The organism is Streptomyces sp. NPDC088817 (genome assembly GCF_044750345.1).
Taxonomy (GTDB): Bacteria; Actinomycetota; Actinomycetes; order Streptomycetales; family Streptomycetaceae; genus Streptomyces.
On record NZ_JBIVJN010000024.1, the window covers coordinates 52,211 to 70,381 of the forward strand.

General features: G+C 69.9%; 15 protein-coding genes and 5 pseudogenes. 10 read left to right on the forward strand and 10 right to left on the reverse strand.

All coding sequences use genetic code 11. The features are described from left to right. Positions 1-8 precede the first annotated feature (8 nt). The 5 genes from ACIP4X_RS33080 to ACIP4X_RS33100 all read right to left on the reverse strand — a co-directional run bounded on the left by ACIP4X_RS33080 (position 9) and on the right by ACIP4X_RS33100 (position 4,371). On the reverse strand, positions 9-869 hold the full coding sequence (locus ACIP4X_RS33080; RefSeq protein WP_401351942.1) for a CPBP family intramembrane glutamic endopeptidase: 861 nt from the start codon (positions 867-869) through the stop codon (positions 9-11). A 407-nt stretch (positions 870-1,276) separates the two neighbouring features. Next, positions 1,277-1,885 carry a class I SAM-dependent methyltransferase gene (locus tag ACIP4X_RS33085; protein WP_358735523.1) on the reverse strand — a complete coding sequence of 203 codons (609 nt, stop codon included), beginning with the start codon at positions 1,883-1,885 and terminating at the stop codon, positions 1,277-1,279. 166 nt (positions 1,886-2,051) lie between these two features. Then, positions 2,052-4,043, reverse strand: coding sequence for an ABC transporter ATP-binding protein (locus tag ACIP4X_RS33090; protein WP_401351946.1), 1,992 nt, complete (start codon positions 4,041-4,043; stop codon positions 2,052-2,054). After that, positions 4,040-4,234 (reverse strand): hypothetical protein, encoded by a 195-nt coding sequence (locus ACIP4X_RS33095; RefSeq protein WP_358735519.1) that lies wholly within the window; start codon positions 4,232-4,234, stop codon positions 4,040-4,042. Before ACIP4X_RS33095 ends, ACIP4X_RS33090 begins: the two co-directional genes overlap by 4 nt. Beyond that, entirely contained in the window at positions 4,231-4,371 is a 141-nt protein-coding gene (locus tag ACIP4X_RS33100; protein ID WP_358735517.1) for a hypothetical protein, read from the reverse strand. The genes ACIP4X_RS33095 and ACIP4X_RS33100 overlap by 4 nt, the downstream gene beginning before the upstream one ends. Before the next feature lie 331 nt (positions 4,372-4,702). Between ACIP4X_RS33100 and ACIP4X_RS33105 the strand changes: the two genes are divergently transcribed. From ACIP4X_RS33105 to ACIP4X_RS33130, 6 genes and pseudogenes are all read left to right on the forward strand, one after another. After that, positions 4,703-5,350, forward strand: a complete 648-nt coding sequence (locus ACIP4X_RS33105) for a class I SAM-dependent methyltransferase (protein WP_401351950.1) — start codon at positions 4,703-4,705, stop codon at positions 5,348-5,350. Between the two features lie 492 nt (positions 5,351-5,842). Then, positions 5,843-7,204 (forward strand): MFS transporter, encoded by a 1,362-nt coding sequence (locus ACIP4X_RS33110; RefSeq protein WP_401351953.1) that lies wholly within the window; start codon positions 5,843-5,845, stop codon positions 7,202-7,204. A gap of 62 nt (positions 7,205-7,266) precedes the next feature. Beyond that, the gene (locus ACIP4X_RS33115; RefSeq protein WP_401351956.1) at positions 7,267-7,500 is read left to right on the forward strand and encodes a hypothetical protein; all 234 of its coding nucleotides are present in this window, start codon (positions 7,267-7,269) and stop codon (positions 7,498-7,500) included. Positions 7,501-7,553: 53 nt separating this feature from the next. After that, positions 7,554-7,802: pseudogene (locus tag ACIP4X_RS33120) on the forward strand (hypothetical protein); the annotation flags it as partial. A 234-nt stretch (positions 7,803-8,036) separates the two neighbouring features. Continuing rightward, positions 8,037-8,801 carry a class I SAM-dependent methyltransferase gene (locus ACIP4X_RS33125; RefSeq protein ID WP_401351959.1) on the forward strand — a complete coding sequence of 255 codons (765 nt, stop codon included), beginning with the start codon at positions 8,037-8,039 and terminating at the stop codon, positions 8,799-8,801. A 419-nt stretch (positions 8,802-9,220) separates the two neighbouring features. Next, entirely contained in the window at positions 9,221-11,080 is a 1,860-nt protein-coding gene (locus ACIP4X_RS33130; RefSeq protein WP_401351962.1) for a CocE/NonD family hydrolase, read from the forward strand. Positions 11,081-11,259: 179 nt separating this feature from the next. Here ACIP4X_RS33130 and ACIP4X_RS33135 read toward each other — a convergent pair whose 3' ends face one another. Next, positions 11,260-12,114 (reverse strand): LysR family transcriptional regulator, encoded by an 855-nt coding sequence (locus ACIP4X_RS33135; protein ID WP_401351965.1) that lies wholly within the window; start codon positions 12,112-12,114, stop codon positions 11,260-11,262. A gap of 68 nt (positions 12,115-12,182) precedes the next feature. On the opposite strand from ACIP4X_RS33135, the gene ACIP4X_RS33140 reads away from it, so the two are divergent. Then, positions 12,183-13,103: an EamA family transporter gene (locus ACIP4X_RS33140; RefSeq protein WP_391455790.1), complete on the forward strand. Its 921-nt coding sequence runs from the start codon at positions 12,183-12,185 to the stop codon at positions 13,101-13,103. A gap of 52 nt (positions 13,104-13,155) precedes the next feature. Here ACIP4X_RS33140 and ACIP4X_RS33145 read toward each other — a convergent pair whose 3' ends face one another. The 4 genes and pseudogenes from ACIP4X_RS33145 to ACIP4X_RS33160 form a co-directional block, all read right to left on the reverse strand. Continuing rightward, complete coding sequence (locus ACIP4X_RS33145) at positions 13,156-14,820, reverse strand: beta-1,3-glucanase family protein (protein WP_358735506.1); 1,665 nt, start codon at positions 14,818-14,820, stop codon at positions 13,156-13,158. Positions 14,821-14,985: 165 nt separating this feature from the next. Beyond that, positions 14,986-15,348, reverse strand: a pseudogene (locus ACIP4X_RS33150) (DUF4232 domain-containing protein); the annotation flags it as partial. 197 nt (positions 15,349-15,545) lie between these two features. After that, the gene (locus tag ACIP4X_RS33155; protein ID WP_391455793.1) at positions 15,546-16,436 is read right to left on the reverse strand and encodes a glycoside hydrolase family 19 protein; all 891 of its coding nucleotides are present in this window, start codon (positions 16,434-16,436) and stop codon (positions 15,546-15,548) included. A gap of 310 nt (positions 16,437-16,746) precedes the next feature. Then, positions 16,747-17,106: an excisionase gene (locus ACIP4X_RS33160; RefSeq protein ID WP_391455795.1), complete on the reverse strand. Its 360-nt coding sequence runs from the start codon at positions 17,104-17,106 to the stop codon at positions 16,747-16,749. 68 nt (positions 17,107-17,174) lie between these two features. Between ACIP4X_RS33160 and ACIP4X_RS33165 the strand changes: the two are divergent. The 3 pseudogenes from ACIP4X_RS33165 to ACIP4X_RS33175 form a co-directional block, all read left to right on the forward strand. After that, a pseudogene (locus ACIP4X_RS33165) lies at positions 17,175-17,337 on the forward strand (Clp protease N-terminal domain-containing protein); the annotation flags it as partial. Positions 17,338-17,399: 62 nt separating this feature from the next. Further along, a pseudogene (locus tag ACIP4X_RS33170) lies at positions 17,400-17,550 on the forward strand (Clp protease N-terminal domain-containing protein); the annotation flags it as partial. Positions 17,551-17,717: 167 nt separating this feature from the next. After that, positions 17,718-18,164: pseudogene (locus tag ACIP4X_RS33175) on the forward strand (Clp protease N-terminal domain-containing protein); the annotation flags it as partial. Positions 18,165-18,171 lie beyond the last annotated feature (7 nt).

Sequence of the window (18,171 nt, forward strand, 5' to 3'; positions counted from 1 at the left end):
GGCAGCCGTCAGCCCGCCGGGCGGGCAGGCGGGCAGCCGAGCCGGCCGTGGGTGGCGACGAGGAGGACGATCGTCGCGGCCACGGAACTCACCAGAAACGCATGCGTGGTGAACGTGGGTGACAGCGTCGGGAACACGTCGGACCAGCCGAAGGAGAAGAAGTTGTTGACGCTGGTGTGCAGCAGCATGGCCGGCAGCAGGCTCTGCCCGGTGTGGTTGAACACCCAGGTCATGACGAAACTGAACGCGGTCGTGGCGGCGATGAACTCCACCGGCGCGCTCCAGTGCACGTCCGGCCATCCGCCCCACTCGGTGAGGAAGAGCGGCAGGTGCCAGACGCCCCACAACGGGCCGAGAACGAGCGTGCCGAGGAAGGGGCCGTACTTGTGCTGCAGCCGGGGCATGGCGAAGTCGCGCCAGCCCGGTTCCTCGGCGAGTCCTGTGGTGACCATCTGCAGGATCAGTCCGGGCAGGAGCGCGAGCAGCACCGTGGCGGCCGGCAGTACCGGGAGCCGACTGGACAGTACGGTGGTGGCCAGGGTGAGTACGGCAGGCACCGCGACGACGATGCCCGCGTACCAACGCCAGCCGACCCGCCACTTCGTGATCCGCCCGACCCAGGACCGTAGCCCCGGACGACCCCCGGCGACCGCCGTCACCACCAGAGCCGACACGATCGGGCCGAGGTAGGCACCGGGAAGAACACCCACGAGCTGCGTGGTGCCGAGCACGACCGGAAAACTGAAACCGAGGACACCCAGGCCGCTGTCGGACAGCACGTACGGCGTCCACGCCATCCAACTCATCAGGAAGGCGAGAGAGAAGAACCAGACCAGCGGACGGCGCCGGATACGGCCTCGCAAGCGCACGCGCCCCCGCGGACCAGCGTCCGACGGAGGACGAACGACGTCGACAGATACCTGATGGCTCACAGCAGTGACCTCTCGGGCTGCGGGGGATGACGCTCGGGATGACGCTCCCCAGCACACCAGGCAGACCACGACCGATCACTGCGGTACGCACCCCAACTCCCGGTACAGCAGGCCGTACCCGCCCCTCAGGTGGCTCGCGACGGCCCAACCCTGTCAGGGCCAGAGCCGGTATTCGCCGGCACCCCAGCCAGTGCCCGGGCAGGTGACAGTCGCACTGGTGACGCCAGGGCCTCGCCCCGCTTCCGGGCAGCCAGCTCTCGCTCCTTCAGCAGCTGTGTTCCGTGCAGATCTGGCGGAGCTGCTTCGTGCTGAGCCTGCCTCCAGCGAAGATGAAACCCACCTTTTCAGGGAAAGTGATGCCGACGTCGGGAGGCGTCGCCTTCCCCGTTGTCCTGGCGTGGCCCACGCAGGATGAGGAAGACCAGCCCGTCGGTGTCGTGGCGCTCCGCCGCCGTCCACTGGTTCTGCAGTCGTGCGAGCGCGCCTTCGTCGAGGGCGATGGCGCGTCGTTCGGCGGGAGTTTCGGCGGCGAGCGGGGTGATGAGCACGAGGGCGCCGCCCGGCCGCAGCCGCCGGCCCAGCGCGTCCAGGGTGCGGTCGCGGGACGTGAGGAAGGGAGCGACGAATCGAAGGGTGATCAGGTCGTAGCCGTTGGCATGCAGCGATGACCCGTCGTCTTCCTCGACGTCGAGACGGAGCCAGCGAGCGGCCTCGCGGTAGCGGGTGCCGGCCTCGGCGAGCGCGGTCTCGGACCAGTCGACGGCGTCAACGGTGTACCCGGCTGACGACAGGTGTGCGGCGAGTTCGCCGGTCCCGCACCCGACATCGAGAGCACGTCTCCCGGCAGCGGCCGGCAGATGTGTGGCGAGCAGCGAGCGTTCGGCGTCGGTGAGCAGCCGGTAGCGGCGCCCTTCGGCGTAGCCGCGGTCCCATTCATCCTGCGTGGTGAACATGTGCGGAGGCACCCTTCTCGATAGCGGGGCTGGGGACGGCAGTGCAGCGGGGCTCTTCGGTTCGCGTACGACCGGACACCTCCGTCACGGATGAGGACGAGGGGGGGCGCCGATGATGCTGCGGCTGCGGTGGGTGTCGTCACGGTGGGCCTTTCGGTCGAGCGGCTCATGCGGGGTCCGGGACGGTGGGCGCGGCGGGTTTCGGGATGCTGGCGGTGGGCGCGTACTGGGCGGCCTGGGCGTCGAACATGGCGGCGTACCGCCCGCGTGCGGCGATGAGTTCGTCGTGTGTGCCGTGTTCGGCGAGGCGTCCCGCGTTGAGGACGTAGATGTGGTCGGCGTGGCGGACACCGGACATGCGGTGGGTGACCAGGACGACGGCCCGGTTCGGGGCGGCGAGGCGCCGGATGCGGTCGAACGCTTCGATCTCGGCCTCGGGATCGAGCGCGGACGTGGGCTCGTCCACGATGAGGACGCTGTCCGCCTGCGATGTCGAACTACGCCAGTGGGTGCGGGCCAGGCCCACTTTCTGCCACTCGCCGCCGGAGAGTTCGATGGCGCCGCGGAACATGCGGGCCAGCAGGCTGCGCAGACCGTCGGGAAGTTTGGCGATGACCGGGGCGGCGCCGGCGTAGTCGACCGACGGCTGCAGGTCCTGCGATGTGGCGGGGTGGGCGGGGCGGCCGAGGCGGATGTTCATCGCGGCGGTCACCGGCCAGCGCTGGAAATCCTGGCTGAGCAGGGAGACGCGCTCGAAGACCTGGGAGCGGTCGAGACCGGTGAGGTCCGCCTCGCCCCAGCGGAGCGTGCCGGACTGGGGGAGCAGCATGCCCGACAGGATTTTCATCAGCGTGCTCTTGCCGGAGCCGTTCTCACCGACCACGGCGGTGACCGACCCCATCGGCAGGGTCAACGACACCTGTTCAAGGGCGGCCGTGTCACGGTCGGGGTAGCGGTAGGTGACCTGGTCCAGGACGATCTCCTTGACCCGCTCAGGCACCCCGTCGCCGCCTGCGGGAATGGTGCGCTGCGCGGCCTGGGTCAGGAACCGGCCGTGGTCGCGGAGGTAGAGGGACTCCTCGTGAAGCTGGTTGATGTTCATCACCAGCGCGCCCAGGCTCGCCGACCCGGTCCGCACTGCGATCACCGCGGTGCCGGCGATGGCGAGGCTCATGTGCCCGGTCATGATCAGCCAGAACATGGCCCCGTATGTCGCGGCCATGGCCAGTCCGGACAGCGCTGAGGCGACCCATTCGGTCACGGCCTTGCTGGAGGCGAGGCGTTCCTGTTCGGCCTCGGCGCTCTCGGCCATGCGCTGGTAACGGCTCAGGAGGAAGGCGCCCACGCCGTGAAGGCGGACCTCCTGGGCGGCGCTGCGCTCGGTGAGCAGGTTGCCGATGAGGCGGCTGGCTCGCACATGCTCGATCCAGCTCATCACCGACACGTACCGTTCCTGGGCCACGCGCATGGCGCCCCAGCCGCGCGGGGCGGCGATGAGGATCAGCATGGGCAGGAGGACCGGGTGGAGGACGGTGAGGACGCCGGCGGTGGTGACCAGGGAGATGAGGCCGTTCAGTGCGGCGACGCATGCGCCGATCATGTGGCGGGCAGAGCCTGGACCGTACTGGGCGACGTCGACGAGCCGGCGGAAGTCGGGGTCGTCGATGGCTTCCAACTCGACACTCGCGGCGGCGGCCAGGTACTGCGTGGTGGCGATCCGCTCGACCATCGGCTCCAGGCGCCCGGCGCGAGAGGTCGACCACGCGGAGAGGGCGGAGTTGACCACACCGATGGCGGCGACGGTCAGCAGACCGGGCAGCAGCGCGTGCAGCCGCTGGGCGGCGTCGCCATTTCCGGCGAGCAGGGCGTGCATGACGGCGTTGATGGCGAGCAGTCCGGCGGCCGAGGTGATGCCCTGGCCGATCTCGCTGACCGCCACGGCGAACAGCGCCCGCCGGTCGGCGCTCCACGCCATGCGTAAGGTGGCGCCGACGAGGGCCGGCATGGAGCGCAGCGCGGACATCATGGTCAGGTCCAGTCCGGCGTGCTCGTGGTGGGACCAGCCCATGTCGTAGCGCAGCGGCCCGCCGAACAGTTCCTGTTCGGCGTCGGAGACCCGGGGTTCCGCCATCTTCACCGGTCCGAAGAACCTCTTCACCGGGCGCCTCCCGAAGTGGGCCAGTCCAGGGCCCGGTACGACGGACCATGTGTGAGCGTGTGGAAGATGGCGACGGTGCAGGGGTGGCAGACCGGCGGTTTCTCCAGCGGCTGCCGTACGGCCGTGAGGGGGGCCAGGACCGTTTCCATCCGGGAGGCGAGGGGCCCCGGGAGGTGTGTGGAGTCCGTCATGCCAGGTACCTCGTATCCGTTCGTACCCCGTCGGCGAGGAACACGGCGTCGGTGGCGGGGCGGTCGGTGGTGTCCGAGGGGGCAGCGGCGTTCTCGAACGCAGGATGGACGAGCGCGGGGCGGCGTACGGGATGCATGGGTGCTCCTCGAGGCGGGATGCGGACAGGTGATCGGATAACGGCGGGCTTCCTGTAGCCGTCACGGGTGCGCGAGGGCGAAATCTAGAACCTGATTTCGAATATGCGAGCCTCTCCGTGTGTGGCGGAGGTTGGCGGGCTGTGATGCTGTGTTCGATCACTCGTGTGGGTTCCGGTACCTCCTGCGGGGGATTGCCAGGCGCGGGCGTGGCCATCGCAGAGGACAGTTTCCTTCCGCGCCCGGCCCGGCCGGGGCTCGCAAGGAGGTGCTGTTGTGGCAGCCATCCGGCGGGTGCGACGATGCAGGCCCGGCGAGCGGAGGGACACCGACGTGAGGCACGAAGACCGGCCGGCACCCGCCGCCGCGCTGTTCGACGCGCTGGGCCCCACCTACGAGAAGGCGTTCGCCCACGCCCCCGCCCACCTGTTCGCGTTGGAGTGGCTGATCGAGCGGCTGCCGCCCGCCGCGCGGACACTGGACGTGGGCAGCGGCACCGGGCGGCCCACCGCGGCCGCGCTCATCGCGGCGGGGCACTCGGTGCTGGGCGTCGACGTCTCTCCCGTCATGGTCGAACTGGCCGCCCGGCAGGTCCCGGAGGCCGAGTTCCGCTGCGAGGACATCCGTGAGCTCCCGCTCGAGGCGGACTCGTTCGACGGCGTGTGCGTGTTCTTCTCGCTGCTCCAGATGACCCGCGCCGAGCAGTCGGCCCTGACACGGCGGCTGGCCCAGGCCCTGAGGCCCGGCGGGCATCTGGTGCTGGCCACCGTGCCCGCGGACGTGGAAGACGTCGAGGTGGCCTTCATGGGCCGACCGGTCCGGGCGACGAGCTTCGCGGAGGAGGACGTCACAGGCATGGTGGAGGCGGCCGGGCTGACGGTGCTGTCCCGGCACAGCACGGCCTTCACCCCTGACCACCCCGACGCCGGGCCCGAGCCTCACCTCTTCCTGTACTGCCGCCGCGACGAGGCCGGGAGCTGACGCTCCGGCGAACTTCACCAGAAGCTCATACCCTCGACCTGCTGGACGCGGCCCACGGCAGACCAGGTGACCCCATCGGTCTGCCGTTTCCGCGAGACCCGGGCAGATGTGTCGCGGGAGGACGCAGGTCCTTGCGCCGTGGCAGGCGGCCTCATTCCGCGGTGGCAGCGGAGCGATTGCCGACCTGCTCCATCGCTCTGCCCACCCCCGGCGCCACTGGCCATTCGTCATCCGGCGGCCGCCAGCCGCGTCTCGCGCCTCGCCGCCGAACCGTCGCTGACCTGCGCAAACGCATCCCCTCAAGCCAAACGGGGCGTCACTTCTGCCCGGAACCCCTCACCCCAAACGCAATGTGATGTAGATCACGTCACCCTGGCTTTCTTGCGCATACCCGCACTTGATACAAATTGCCCCGCGTTCCTGTCCGTCGACGGTCGCCCCCTCCCTTCTTCACCCCCCACCTTGCCGCTTCCGTATGCCCTGGGAACGCCCGTGTCCTCCCCCGCGCCCGCGCACTCGCGTGGTTCCTCCTGGCCCCTCGTCGCTCTCTTCACGGCGGGCTATCTCGCGCCCTATCTCCTGCCCACCGTCGTCGGCCGCCTTGGCGACCGGCTCGGTCTCGGACCCGCGCAGGCAGGGCTTGTCGGCAGTGCCCTGCTGCTGAGTTCGGCCGCCGCGGGCTTCGCGCTCGCGGCCCGCGTCGAGCGGTTCGGGCCACAGCGCCTGGCCCGGACCGGCCTGCTGCTCGCGATCCTTGGCTACGGCTGCGCGGCCCTGTCGGACAGCGTGCCGGTGGTGGTCGCCGGGGCGATGGCGGGCGGCTTCGGCTCCGGCACGGCCACCACCGTCGCCGCGTCGGGCATCGCGGCCCAGCGCGACCCGCACCGCACCTCGACCTTCGGACTGCTCAGCGTCTCCGCACTCGCCGGCGCCGTCTACCTGACGATTCCTCACCTCGGTTCCGGACACGGGCTGCCGTTCGCCGCGATCGCGCTGACCGCTCTGCTGGTGTGGCCCGCGACAGGCCGGCTCGCCGGCGCCGCAGCGCCCGGTCACACGGCGGGGCCGCGCGGCCCGCTTCCCTACCGCCGCGCCGGGCTCGTCCTCGCGGGCTCGATGCTGTTCTGGTCCATGGCGCAGAACTCACTGTGGGGCGTGAGCAGCCGAATCGGCCTGCACCAGGCAGGACTGACCGAGGTCACCGTCGGCGCGGTCTTCGCGGCGGCTCTGGGCGCCGGACTGCTGGGCGTCATCGGCGCGAGCGCGCTCGGCGCGCGGCTCGGGCGGGCACTGCCGATCGGGGCGGGCACCGCGCTGATCGCCTGCTGTATCGCGGTCAGCGCCTCGGCCGACGACCTGCCGTCGTTCGCGACCGGCGAGATCGCCTGGAACACCGTCTACCCGATCGTCCTGTCCTACCTCATCGGACTGGCGGCCTCACTCGATGCGCGTGGCCGCTGGGCAGTGCTGGCCGGATCCGCGTCCTCGCTGGGCACCGCGTGCGGTCCGCTCACCGGAAGCCTGCTGTCCGCGAGCGCGGGCTACCCGGTGATGGGCCTGGTCCTGGGCGCAGGGCTGCTCCTGCTGGCGCTGCCGCTGACGGCGGTCGCCCTGCACACCGGCGGCCGGCCGCTCGTCCCGGGTACGGTCCGGCGCCGGGGCGGCGCCCCTGCCGCGGTGGTCGCGGCCACCACGGGCACCGCATCCGGCACGGTGCCCCAAGTCGGCGCCCCGGAACAGCCCGTCGTCGAGATCGAGGTACCGCTCACCGGCCCGACACTCGACCGGCAGGCATTCGACACGGCGGGCCCGCACGGACTCACCCCCACACAGGCAGCCCCGACCACCCACTGACCCGGACACTGCGAAGACCGGTCGGGCCGGCAAAGTTTCGGACGGGCACGGCCCGGCGGGACGTGCCGGAGCAGTACGGCTCCTGGCACACGCTGCACACCCGCTTTCCCCGGTGGGCCCTGGACGGCACCTTCGAGCGGATGCTCCGGGCCGCCCAGGCCCGGACGGACGCGGCGGTCGAGATCGACTGGCTGGCGTCGGTCGACTCCACCGCCGTACGCGCGCACCAGCATGCCGTCGGAGCCCGAAAAGGAGGCTCCGCATCCCCGCACTCGGACGCTCCGGAGGCGGCCTGACCAGCAAGATCCACCTGTCTTGCGATGCCCCGGGGCGCCCGCTCGGCTTCGTTGTGACGGGCGGCAACACGAACGACTGCACGCAGTTCACCGCCGTGATGGAGGTGATCCGGGTTCCCCGCCTCGGGCCGGGACGGCCCCGGCTGCGACCCGCTCACGTGCTGGGCGACAAAGGCTGCAGCTCCCGCGCGATACGCACCTGGCTGCGGCGGCGCGGCATCGCCCACACCATTCCCGAGCGGGCCGTACCAGAAGCGCAACCGGGCCCGCCGCGGCATCCGAGGCGGACGCCCGCCCCGCTTCGACAAGCAGCTCCACAAGCAGCGCAACGTCGTGGAACGGTGCTTCAACGCCTCAAGCAGTGGCGTGGCATCGTGACCCGCTACGACAAGACCGCCGAGTCCTGCCAAGCGGCCGTCGCTCTCGCCTCGCTCCTGATGTGGGCGTGACATTCGAAGACGACTCAAGCGGCCTGGCCGAGGTCAACCCGAGAAAGCAGTGGCCGCGCGGGCTCGGGGCTACATACGTTCGCCTCCATGGTTGACGCAGCTTTCGGGCATCCACGTCTCGCCGCCATCTACGACCCACTCGATCCGGACCGCAGCGATCTCGACGCGTATCTCGCGATGACGGAGGAGTTCGGCGCGCGGTCCGTGCTGGACATCGGGTGCGGTACGGGCGTGTTCGCGCTGCTGCTCGCCGCGCGCGGGATCACGGTCACCGGGATCGACCCCGCGCGGGCGTCCGTCGACGTCGCGCGCGGCAAGCCGGGTGCGGAGCGGGTGCGCTGGCTCGACGGCGACGCGGGGGACCTGCCACCCATGCAGATCGACCTGGTGACGATGACCGGGAACGTCGCCCAGGCGATCGACGATCCGCAGGCGTGGCGTAGGACGCTGCGCGGCGCGTACGGGGCGCTGCGGCCCGGCGGACGGCTTGTCTTCGAGACGCGCGATCCGGCGTGGCGCGAGTGGGAGGAGTGGGCGGAGTGGACGCGCGAGACCACGTACCGCATGACGGACATCCCGGGCGTCGGCCACGTCGAGACCTGGGCCGAGCTGACGGACGTGAGCCTGCCGCTGGTGAGCTTCCGGGGTACGCACGTGTTCGCCGCGGACGGGGACGTACTGACCTCGGAATCGACACTCCGCTTCCGTGAACGTATGGAGATCGAGCGGGACTTGGACGCTCACGGCTTCGTCGTCGAGGAGGTACGCGACGCACCCGACCGGCCGGGCAGGGAGTTCGTGTTCGTGGCGCGGCGCGGTACCGCGGAGGCCGTCCCTCCCGGAGTGCCCTAGGAAGCCGTGCACGCACAGCGCCGGGCGGACGGGACTGTGAAGGCACTCCCGCGCTCACCGGCGCCCGCAACGCCTTCTGCCTCGCCGCCGTGCTCATCCTGGCCACCGCGGTGACCACGGCCATGATGCTTCCGCGGCGGCGCCCATCGCCCACCAGCCCGGATCAGCCCCTCGTTCCCGACGCCACGGCCGGGTGACAGCTTCGGAGCGGAGCAACACCACGCTCCCACCGCCCTGTTGACGCGTGTCAATGACGATCATAGGCTGCCACGCCGTCGGCCCCGGCGCGCACGAGGGACCCGGATCCAGATTCCGCCCGCGCGCCGCCGCCCGTCGTCGCCCCGCCGACGGCGGGCCCGGGGCCGCTGCCCGACAGCACCACCTGCACCGCCCCGTACCCACAACTCCGGGAGGAGCAAGTGAAAAGACGTCGCACGGCCCCCTGGGCCGCCTCAGCCGCCCTCACCGTCCTCGCACTGACCGGCACACTCGCCACACCCGCCATCGCGGCACCTGACACGAGACCCGCGTCCGCCACCGCAGCACAGACCCGGCCGCAGGCCACAGCCAACGACCCCGTCACCCACGAGGACAACGACCGCGTCCCGCGGGGCGCGCTCTGGACGCAGCACTACTTCCCCTCCTCGGACGGCAGCGGAGTCGAACTGCACGCCGACGTGCTGCGCCCGGCAGGCCTGCCCACGAACGCGAAGACACCGGTGATCCTCTCGGTGGGTCCCTACTTCTCCCACGCGGGAGAGACCGCCCCCGCGGGCTGGGACAAGGCCGGCCCCTCGGCACGCTTCCAGGACTTCATCGACGGCGCCCGGCTCATGGAGCGCGGATACACCTTCGTGATGGTCGACCTGCGAGGCTTCGGCGGCAGCACCGGCTGCCTGGACTTCCTCGGCCCCGGCGAGCAGGCCGACATCAAGGCAGCCGTCGAATGGGCGGCGAGCCAACCGTGGTCGACCGGGAAGGTCGGCATGTACGGCAAGTCCTACGACGCCAACACCGGCCTGGCGGCCAACACCCTCAAACTCAAGCCCCTGCGGGCGATCGTCTCCCAAGAACCGACGTGGAACAGGTACAACTACCTGTACAGCAACGGGGTACCACGTTCCAACGTGACCAGCACCCCGCGAAGTTACTACTCGATCGCGACGATGGCGCCGCTGGCCGACGACAGCGACCACTACAAGGCGAACGCCGGATACGAGAAGAATCACCCCGAGTGCGAGAGCGACAACCTCACCAACACGCAGAACCCCGACCCGAAGTCCCCGTTCTGGCGAGCCCGTGACTTCGCCTCCCGCGCCGCCGGATCCCAGACGCCGCTGTTCGTCACCTCGGGCTTCATCGAGGACAACACCAAGCCCGAGGAGATGCAGAAGTACCTGGCCAACCACCATGGCCCGCAACGTGGTTGGCTCGGCCAGTGGGAACACGTACGCGGCAACGAGACCAACACGAAGGGCCAGCTCAAGATGGGACGGGCAGGCTGGTTCGACGAGGTCATGCGGTTCTACGACCAGTACCTCCGCGGCATCGAGCCACGGGTGACCGACCCCGCGTTCTCCCTTGAGGACAGCCTCGGCCAGTGGCGCGCCCAGCCGACCTGGCCGATGCCCCACGACGCTTACAAGGTACGGCTGGCACCCGGACAGTACGTCGACGACGGCGGCAAGGCACAGAAGACCGCCCTGCCGACGGCGCCGCAGCAGCAGCCGCGGGGCTGGGACATCGAGTACGCCGCGGAGGCCGGCTCACTGACGACCGACCAGCCGAGCGCACTCAGCGCCGACACACCCGCCAACAGCTACTGGACCTGGTCCGCACCCGCCGCCGAGCAGGTACGGATCACGGGCAGTCCGCAGATCACGCTGAAGACCAGGGGCCAGGGCAACGTCTGGGCACGACTGTGGGACATCGCCCCGGACGGCAAGGCGACCATGTTCAACGAGAACGTCGCCCTGCTGAAGGACAGCGGATCAACCTCCTTCGCCCTGAAGGCCACGGACTGGACCTTCCAGCCAGGGCACCAACTGGGCGTCCAGCTCGGGACCATCACCTCGAACGGCTGGCAGAGCGTCCCCTCGGGCAACACGATCAAGGTCTCCGACGCCCGGCTCTCCCTCGAGGTGCAGGACCCCCGGTTCGACGCACCGACCCAGGGCGACCGTTCGCCGTACCTGGACACCTATCTGAAGGCGAACACCACCACACTGACCAACATCGGCACCCCCACCTTCCCGCTGGGCGTCTCGAAGAAGGGATGACCCAACGGCTGCCCGGCACCCGCCCCGTGCGGGCGCCGGGCAACACGGCACATCGCGCGACGAACACGCACCCTCTTCGGGGTTGAAGCGGCTGTCGACGGTGAACCAGGCGCCGGCGGGCACGACGTCTTTGAGGGCTGGGCCTGGAGTCGGTGCCGTGGCACAAAGGTCCCGTCGGGTCAGTCGCCCCGGTAGAGGGCGGTGAGCAGTTCGACCGCCGCCTGGGTCGCCGGATGCGGCTCGTCCCGCCACCAGGTGAGGCGTACGGCGATGGGTTCCGCGTCGCGGACCGGCCGGTAGACGATGCCGGGCCGGGTGTACTGGCGCGCGGTGGACTCCGCCGTCATGCCGATGCCGCCGCCACTGGAGATCACGGTCAGCCAGTCGTCGATGTCGCCGGTTTCCTCCGTGGCAGGGCGGGAGCCCGGCGGCCACAGCTCGGGGGTGGTGGTGCCGGTCCGCCGGTCGATCAGCAGGGTGCGCTCGCTGAGGTCGGCGAGGCGCAGCGACCGGTGTGCGGCCAGTGGGTCCTGGGCGGACAGGGCGCACAGGCGCCGTTCCAGGCCGACGATGGCCCCGTCGAACCGGCGGTCGTCCAGGGGATTGCGTACGACGGAGAGGTCGCAGGCTCCCTCCGCCAGGCCGGCGGTCGCGGAGTTGACGCGGATCAGGCGCAGCTCCGAGTCGGGGTGCGTCTGTGCCCAGCGACGCTGGAAGGCGGGGGTGTGGCGGCCGACCGCCGACCACGCGTAGCCGATCCGCAGGGTGTTGCGGCCCGATGTGGCCTCCCGTACCAGGTCCTCCACTCCACCGAGCACCCGCCGGGCCTGGGCGACCACCCGCAGCCCGGCCGCGGTCGGGGCCACCTCGCGCGAGGTGCGCCGCAGCAGCCTCACACCCAGGGCGCGTTCGAGCGAGGCCAGCGTCCTGGAGACCGCCGCCTGCGAGACGCCCAGGACCACGGCGGCGTCCGTGAAGGTGCCCTCCTCCACGATGGCCACGAGACAGCGCAACTGTCGCAGCTCCACATCCATGACTCAACTGTATGGATCCCGCCGCGAACGCATTTTGCGCACGCACCGCCGAGCCGCACCATCGGGTCATGCGTAACGCACCCGTCACGGGGTCCCCGCCATCCGCTGCCTCGACCGGCCCCTCGGCCCCCGCGCCGTCCGGAGGGCGGCTGGCCGGGGTGGTCACGATGGCCGGCAGTGGCCTGTCGAACCAGATCGGTGCCGCGATCGGCTCCCATGCCTTCCCCGTCCTCGGCCCGCTGGGCGTCGTCGCGGTCCGCCAGTACGTCGCCGCGATCGTCCTCTTCGCCGTCGGCCGACCGCGCCCACGGGACTTCACCCGGGCCCAGTGGTGGCCGGTGCTGGGGCTGGCCGTGGTGTTCGGGACCATGAACCTGTCCCTCTACACGGCCATCGATCGCATCGGCCTCGGCCTGGCCGTCACGCTGGAGTTCGTCGGCCCGCTCACCATCGCGTTGGCCGCCGCACGCCGACGCGTCGACGCGGCCTGTGCGGTGATCGCCGCGACGGGCGTCGTCACCCTGATGCGCCCCCGGCCTTCGGCCGACTACGTGGGAATGGGGCTGGGCCTGCTCGCCGCGTGCTGCTGGGCGTCGTACATCCTTCTCAACCGCACCGTCGGCCGCCGTATCCCGGGCATGCAGGGCTCCGCCACCGCGACCGGGATCTCCGCTCTGATGTTCCTGCCCGTCGGCGTCGTCCTCGTCCTGCACCGGCCGCCGACCGCCACGGCCGTCGGCTGCGCCGTCGTGGCCGGCGTACTGTCCTCGGCGGTGCCCTACCTCGCCGACCTGTTCACTCTGCGCCGCGTACCCGCCCAGGCGTTCGGGCTCTTCATGAGCGTCAACCCTCTCCTGGCCGCCCTCGTCGGCAGGATCGGTCTCGGCCAGAACCTGGGCTGGACGGGATGGACGAGCATCGGTGCCATCGTGGCCGCCAACACCCTCAGCACCCTCACACGGCGCTGGGGCGAAGGGGCGACGTCCTGACCCGACAGCGGTGCAACCGCACTGGTGGGGGCGGTTGCACCGCAGTCCGAGGTCAGCTGGTGAAGGTGAACCAGTTGATGTTGACGAAGTCCGAACTGCTGCCGGAGAAGACCAGGTAGACGTCGTGGACTCCAGTGGCGGAGGCGACGATGTTCGCGGGAACGGTCTGCCAGTTCTGCCAGCCGCCGTTGTTGGCGAAGTCGATCTCGGCGATCTTCGTGCCGCTGATGCTGTCGAGCCGCACCTGGATGGCACCGCTGACACCCGGGTCCGCGCCTGACGCCAGCCGGGCCTTGAACTGGTTCGGGGAGGCCGAACCGAAGTCGACGGAGGAGTACTTCAGCCAGTCGCCGTTCGAGATGTAGCCCACGTCGCTGCCGCCGCCGACGTCGGAACAGCTCTCGGTGGTGGTCCCGCTCTGCGCCGAGTAGGACTCGGCCTGGATGGTGCTGTAGGCGCTGATGGCGCCCGAGCCGCCTCCCGATCCTCCACCGGAGCCGCCCGCGCCCAGGGTGATCGTCCACGAGGTGGGCGCCCCGTCCTGGATGTGCCCGTCGACGGGCGCCGAGCCGGTGGGGCCGACGTCGTCGTAGGGGAAGGCGTAGCCGATGCTGGCGTACTTGTGGACGAGCCGTGCGTAGTGGTTGGTGATCGAGTCCTGGTAGTACTGCGAGGGTGACACCCCGTCGGGCTGGTTGTTCCCGCCCGGGACCAGGAGCGAGCTGCGGTTGAGCGCGGCGGCGAGCCGGGCGGCGATCGCCCCGCGCGCGTCCGACCCGGAGTTGTAGAGGGGACCTGACGCGCAGCCGAAGATGTCGACGGCGCTCGGCTTGGTGAACGCCACGCCGTTGGTGTTGAGACCGGAGAAGACGATGGCGTTGCCGGAGACGGTGCCGGTGTAGGAACCGATGCCGCCCTGGCCGTTGATGGTCAGCGGGGTGGAGGCGTAGTGGCTCCAGACCCGGTTCAGGTAGTCGTTCCAGTAGTTGCCGAAGTCCACCGGCGAGTGCGAGGGCGACATGACGCGCAGCACCGCGCCGGAGGAGTCGGTGACCACGAGCCTGTCCCAGGGAGCTCCGTCCGAGGCGTGCTGGGTCCGCAGGCCGGAGGCGATGGAGGCCAGGGCGCCGGAGGGCAGCGGACTGACCGACTGGGTGCCCCCGCGGCCGGTGCTGGCCATCGAGATCGGCAGCGCGACCATGTCGACGTAGGAGATGTTGGCGTAGAGATTGGCGCTGTTGAAGGTGAACTCGCAGAACGTCCAGTTGGTCGCCCAGTTGGGGTCGGAGCTGACCAGGGCGGGCTGCACCACGCCGGGCACGGCGCCCGGGTTGACGAAGAACTGGAGTTTCTGCCCGACCGAGAACCAGACACGGCCGCCGATGATGTAGTCGGTCAGGGTGACGGTCTTGGCGGCCGAACCGGAGGCGCCCAGCGCGATGGAGTAGTCGGCGATGGGGGTCACCGGGGACGACGGGTTGGGCAGCCTGTTCAGGGCGCCGTTCGCCGAGACGAAGACCGGCCAGCCGCTGCTGTCGGTGCCGGATATGTAGGCGTAGACGGTGTCGTGGCCGGAGTTGTTCGCCAGTTTCACGGGGAGCGAGACTCCCGCTGCCGCCGCGGTGGAAACCATCCGCGAGACCGGCGAGAGCGGGCCGAGCGCGGCCGCACCGGTGACGGCGCCGGCAGCGGCCAGGAAGGAACGTCGGGAAACCACAGGGGCCCTCCCGGAGGGGTGATGGTCCGTCAACAATGTGACGGGATGGGGGGTGTTGTTTCATGTGGGGTTCTGTGCGAGGGTGACGCTATTGGACTGGACCAATACAGTCAAGGTTCCGCGGGGCTCCTGGCAAGGCGCAGACGCCCGGAGCCCCTTGACGTACTAGCGTTCAGCTTTCTCCCACGGTCTGACCCCGAGCTTCCCGGTGGTTCCGAGGTCGAGGTGCGGGGTCACCGTCACCGGGGCGGCGCCCTCCTTCGCGCGGACCCGCACATAGGGCACGTTGACCGGCGTGCCGAACTCGGTGGTGTTGCGCCAGACCAGGCCGGCGGTGGCCGACTCCCCGGGCTGGAGCGTGACAGGCCGGGGCTGTTCGTCGGGCCCGGCGCCGGTGGTGATCCGGCCACCGCCGTCGAGGATCTCGACGCCGTCGACGGGCTCGCGGTCGTCGTCCAGCAGTTCCAGCAGCGGATAGCTCTCGACGGAGTAGGGGTGCGTCCCGCAGTTGTCGAGGTGAAGGCCCATGCGGTCCATCTCATCAGGACAAGAACCGTGCCTGTGCGATGGAGTTCACAGCTCCCGTCACAGGGGTGTCACAGGTGGGGGCCGCATCACGCCGAAGCCGATGCGGCCCCCGATCGCGTCAACCGGTTGTCCAGGTGTCGGTGCGCGACGCCCCCGTTCCGAGGTCCCGGGGACGAATCACGCACACCGGGACCGGGTCAGCAGTACAGGTTGGCGCCCGCCGACACGCCCAGAATCTGCGTGAACTGCTGGTACGTGGTCACACGGCTCTGCACCTGGGCGGGGTTCCTTCCGTCGCACTCGAGGGAACCGTTGATGGAACGGATCGTCTGGCCGAAGCCCGCACCGTTGACCATGGCGTTGTGCGCGGTCATGCTGCCGGGGCCGGACTGGGTGTTCCAGTACCAGAGACCCGTCTTCCACGCCACGGCGGAGTCGGTCTGCACCAGCGACGGGTTGTTGAGCAGGTCGATGCCGAGCGCGTCGCCGGCGGCCTTGTAGTTGAAGTTCCAGCTGAGCTGGATGGGGCCGCGCCCGTAGTAGGCCGACTGGCCGGCCGGGCAGCCGTACGGCTGGCTCCAGTCGCAGTAGTGGGGGTAGTTGGCGGTGTTCTGCTCGACGACGTAGACCAGGCCGCCCGTCTCGTGGCTGACGTTGGCGAGGAAGGCGGCCGCCTCCTGCTTCTTGGTCTCGTCGCCGCCGGTGTTGGCGAAGCCGGGGTAGGCGCTGAGCGCGGCGGTCAGGCCGCTGTAGGTGTAGAAGCCGTTGCGGTTCGGGAACATCTGGTTGAACTGGGCTTCGGAGACGACGAAGTTGCCGACAGGCGTGCCGCTGCCGCTGTCGCAGTTGTACGGCTGCCAGTACCAGGTGCTGATGACCGGGTCGTAGCCCGGGTTGTCGTGTTCAGCGATGTACGCCTTGCCGTCCGTGTAGCGGACGATGTCACCGGTGAAGTACGCCCTGCCGGCCGCCCAGTTCGGGTAGCTCGAACAGGTGGCGGCGGACGCGCTGCTGGTCGGCACCAGCACCGGAACGGCGGCGGAGAGGGCGAGCGCGGTCATGACCGCGGAGATACGACGCCTCGACACGGAATCAACTCCTTGACGGAGAAAGGTCGTACCCGGCGCCGGCAGACGGAGCGAGCCTTGTGCGCGTTCCGTCGGAACCGGATGGGGCGCGGGGCCGACCGTGGTGGGGGGGTGTGGGGCACACTCAACCGCATTGGTCTGAACCAGTCAAGGCGAAGTCGGACGGCCGACGCGGGGATGGCGGGCCGGAAGGCACGGCCAACTGGGCTGCAACCGTTCCGTCAACTCTCCTATTCAGCAACCGACTTCAGGACGGACGAGAGCGGTCCGGCACAATGGGCTGGGGATCACACGGTGTTGCTCGCGCCGGTCACTTCTGTTCCAGCGCGGCCAGCCGCAGCTCAAGCTGGTCGACCCGGTGTCGAAGCAAGGTGACTTGGGCTTCCAGGCTGACTTCTCGCTCCGCCCTGCGCTGAATGCGTGGTGACGCGGCGGCACGTTCGATCACCGCGTCCAACTGGACCAGGCGCTGCGGCCCGTTGGGGCCGTCCACCAGCCGGGACCGGATCTCGCCGTTGCGGTACCAGGACCGCAGGGCCGAGCGGGAAACGCCCGTCTCGGCTTCTGCCTTGGCCAGCGTGACCCAGGGTGTCTCGTCCAGTCGCTCGAACAACTCCAGCTCGCTCTGCCAGCGCGCGAGCCGGTCCTCCCAGTCCGACGGTGTCTCCATCACACCCTCCCTTCAACACCGTAACCCTATCAATAGCAGTGTATTGACAGGGTTGAGAGCATGGAAGCATGTCATTTGAAAGGTTCACGGTGAAAGCCCGCAAGGTGGTCGTCACGGCTCAGGAGGAGGCGAGGCAGCTCAAGCACAACCACATCGGCACGGAGCACATCCTGTTGGGACTGCTCGACGCACCGGACAGCACGGCGGCGAGAGTTCTGCATCAGCTCGGCTACGACAAGGAGACGGCGCAGGCCGATATCGCCGCGGTGGCCAAGCCCGGCACGCGGGAGCTGAAGGGCCATATCCCCTTCGCGTCGAGCGCGAAGAAGACGCTGGACCTCGCCCTGCGCGAGGCGCAGCAACTGCACCACAACCACATCGGTACGGAACACATCCTGCTCGCCCTCGTCAGGGAAGGTGAGGGCGTCGGCGCGAAGGTGCTCGCCGAGCGGATCGACCCGATCAGCAAGATCCGCACCGCGGTGCTGGCAGCGCTGGAGGGACCGCAGGATGTCATGGCCGGTCCATGGCCGGCCGGCACACCTGCCACCGAGGACACCGTCTCCACCGCCAGCGCGCTGGCCGGTGGCGCGCCGGTCGGCAGTCATCACCTGCTGGAGGCGATGCTGCGGACGGAGAACAGCATGGCGGCCAAGGTGCTGCGCGAGCTCGGGGTCGACCCGGACGCGGTCGCCGCCAAGATCGACGAACTGGATCCGGAGACGACCACGGACGCGAACCCGGAGGAAACAGCCGCGCGCAGGATGGAAATCCGGCTCGTCCACGACGAGGTGCACGTGATCCTCCGGGACCCGTCAACGGTCACCATCGCCAAGCAGGTCACCGAGCTGTCCGAGGGGCCGATCCGGGGCGTCGGGCCGGTCGCCGGCATGTTCGTCCCGCTGTGGCGGTCGACCAACCAGCTGTTGCTCCAGATCCAGCGTGTGCTCGAACCGGAACCCGAGGAAGAGGACGGATCCGCCGAGAGCAACGAAAGCAACGAGAGCAAGGTGGCCAACGCCGTACGCACGGTGCTCGCGCCCCGGCTCCGCCGGTGACCCGGAT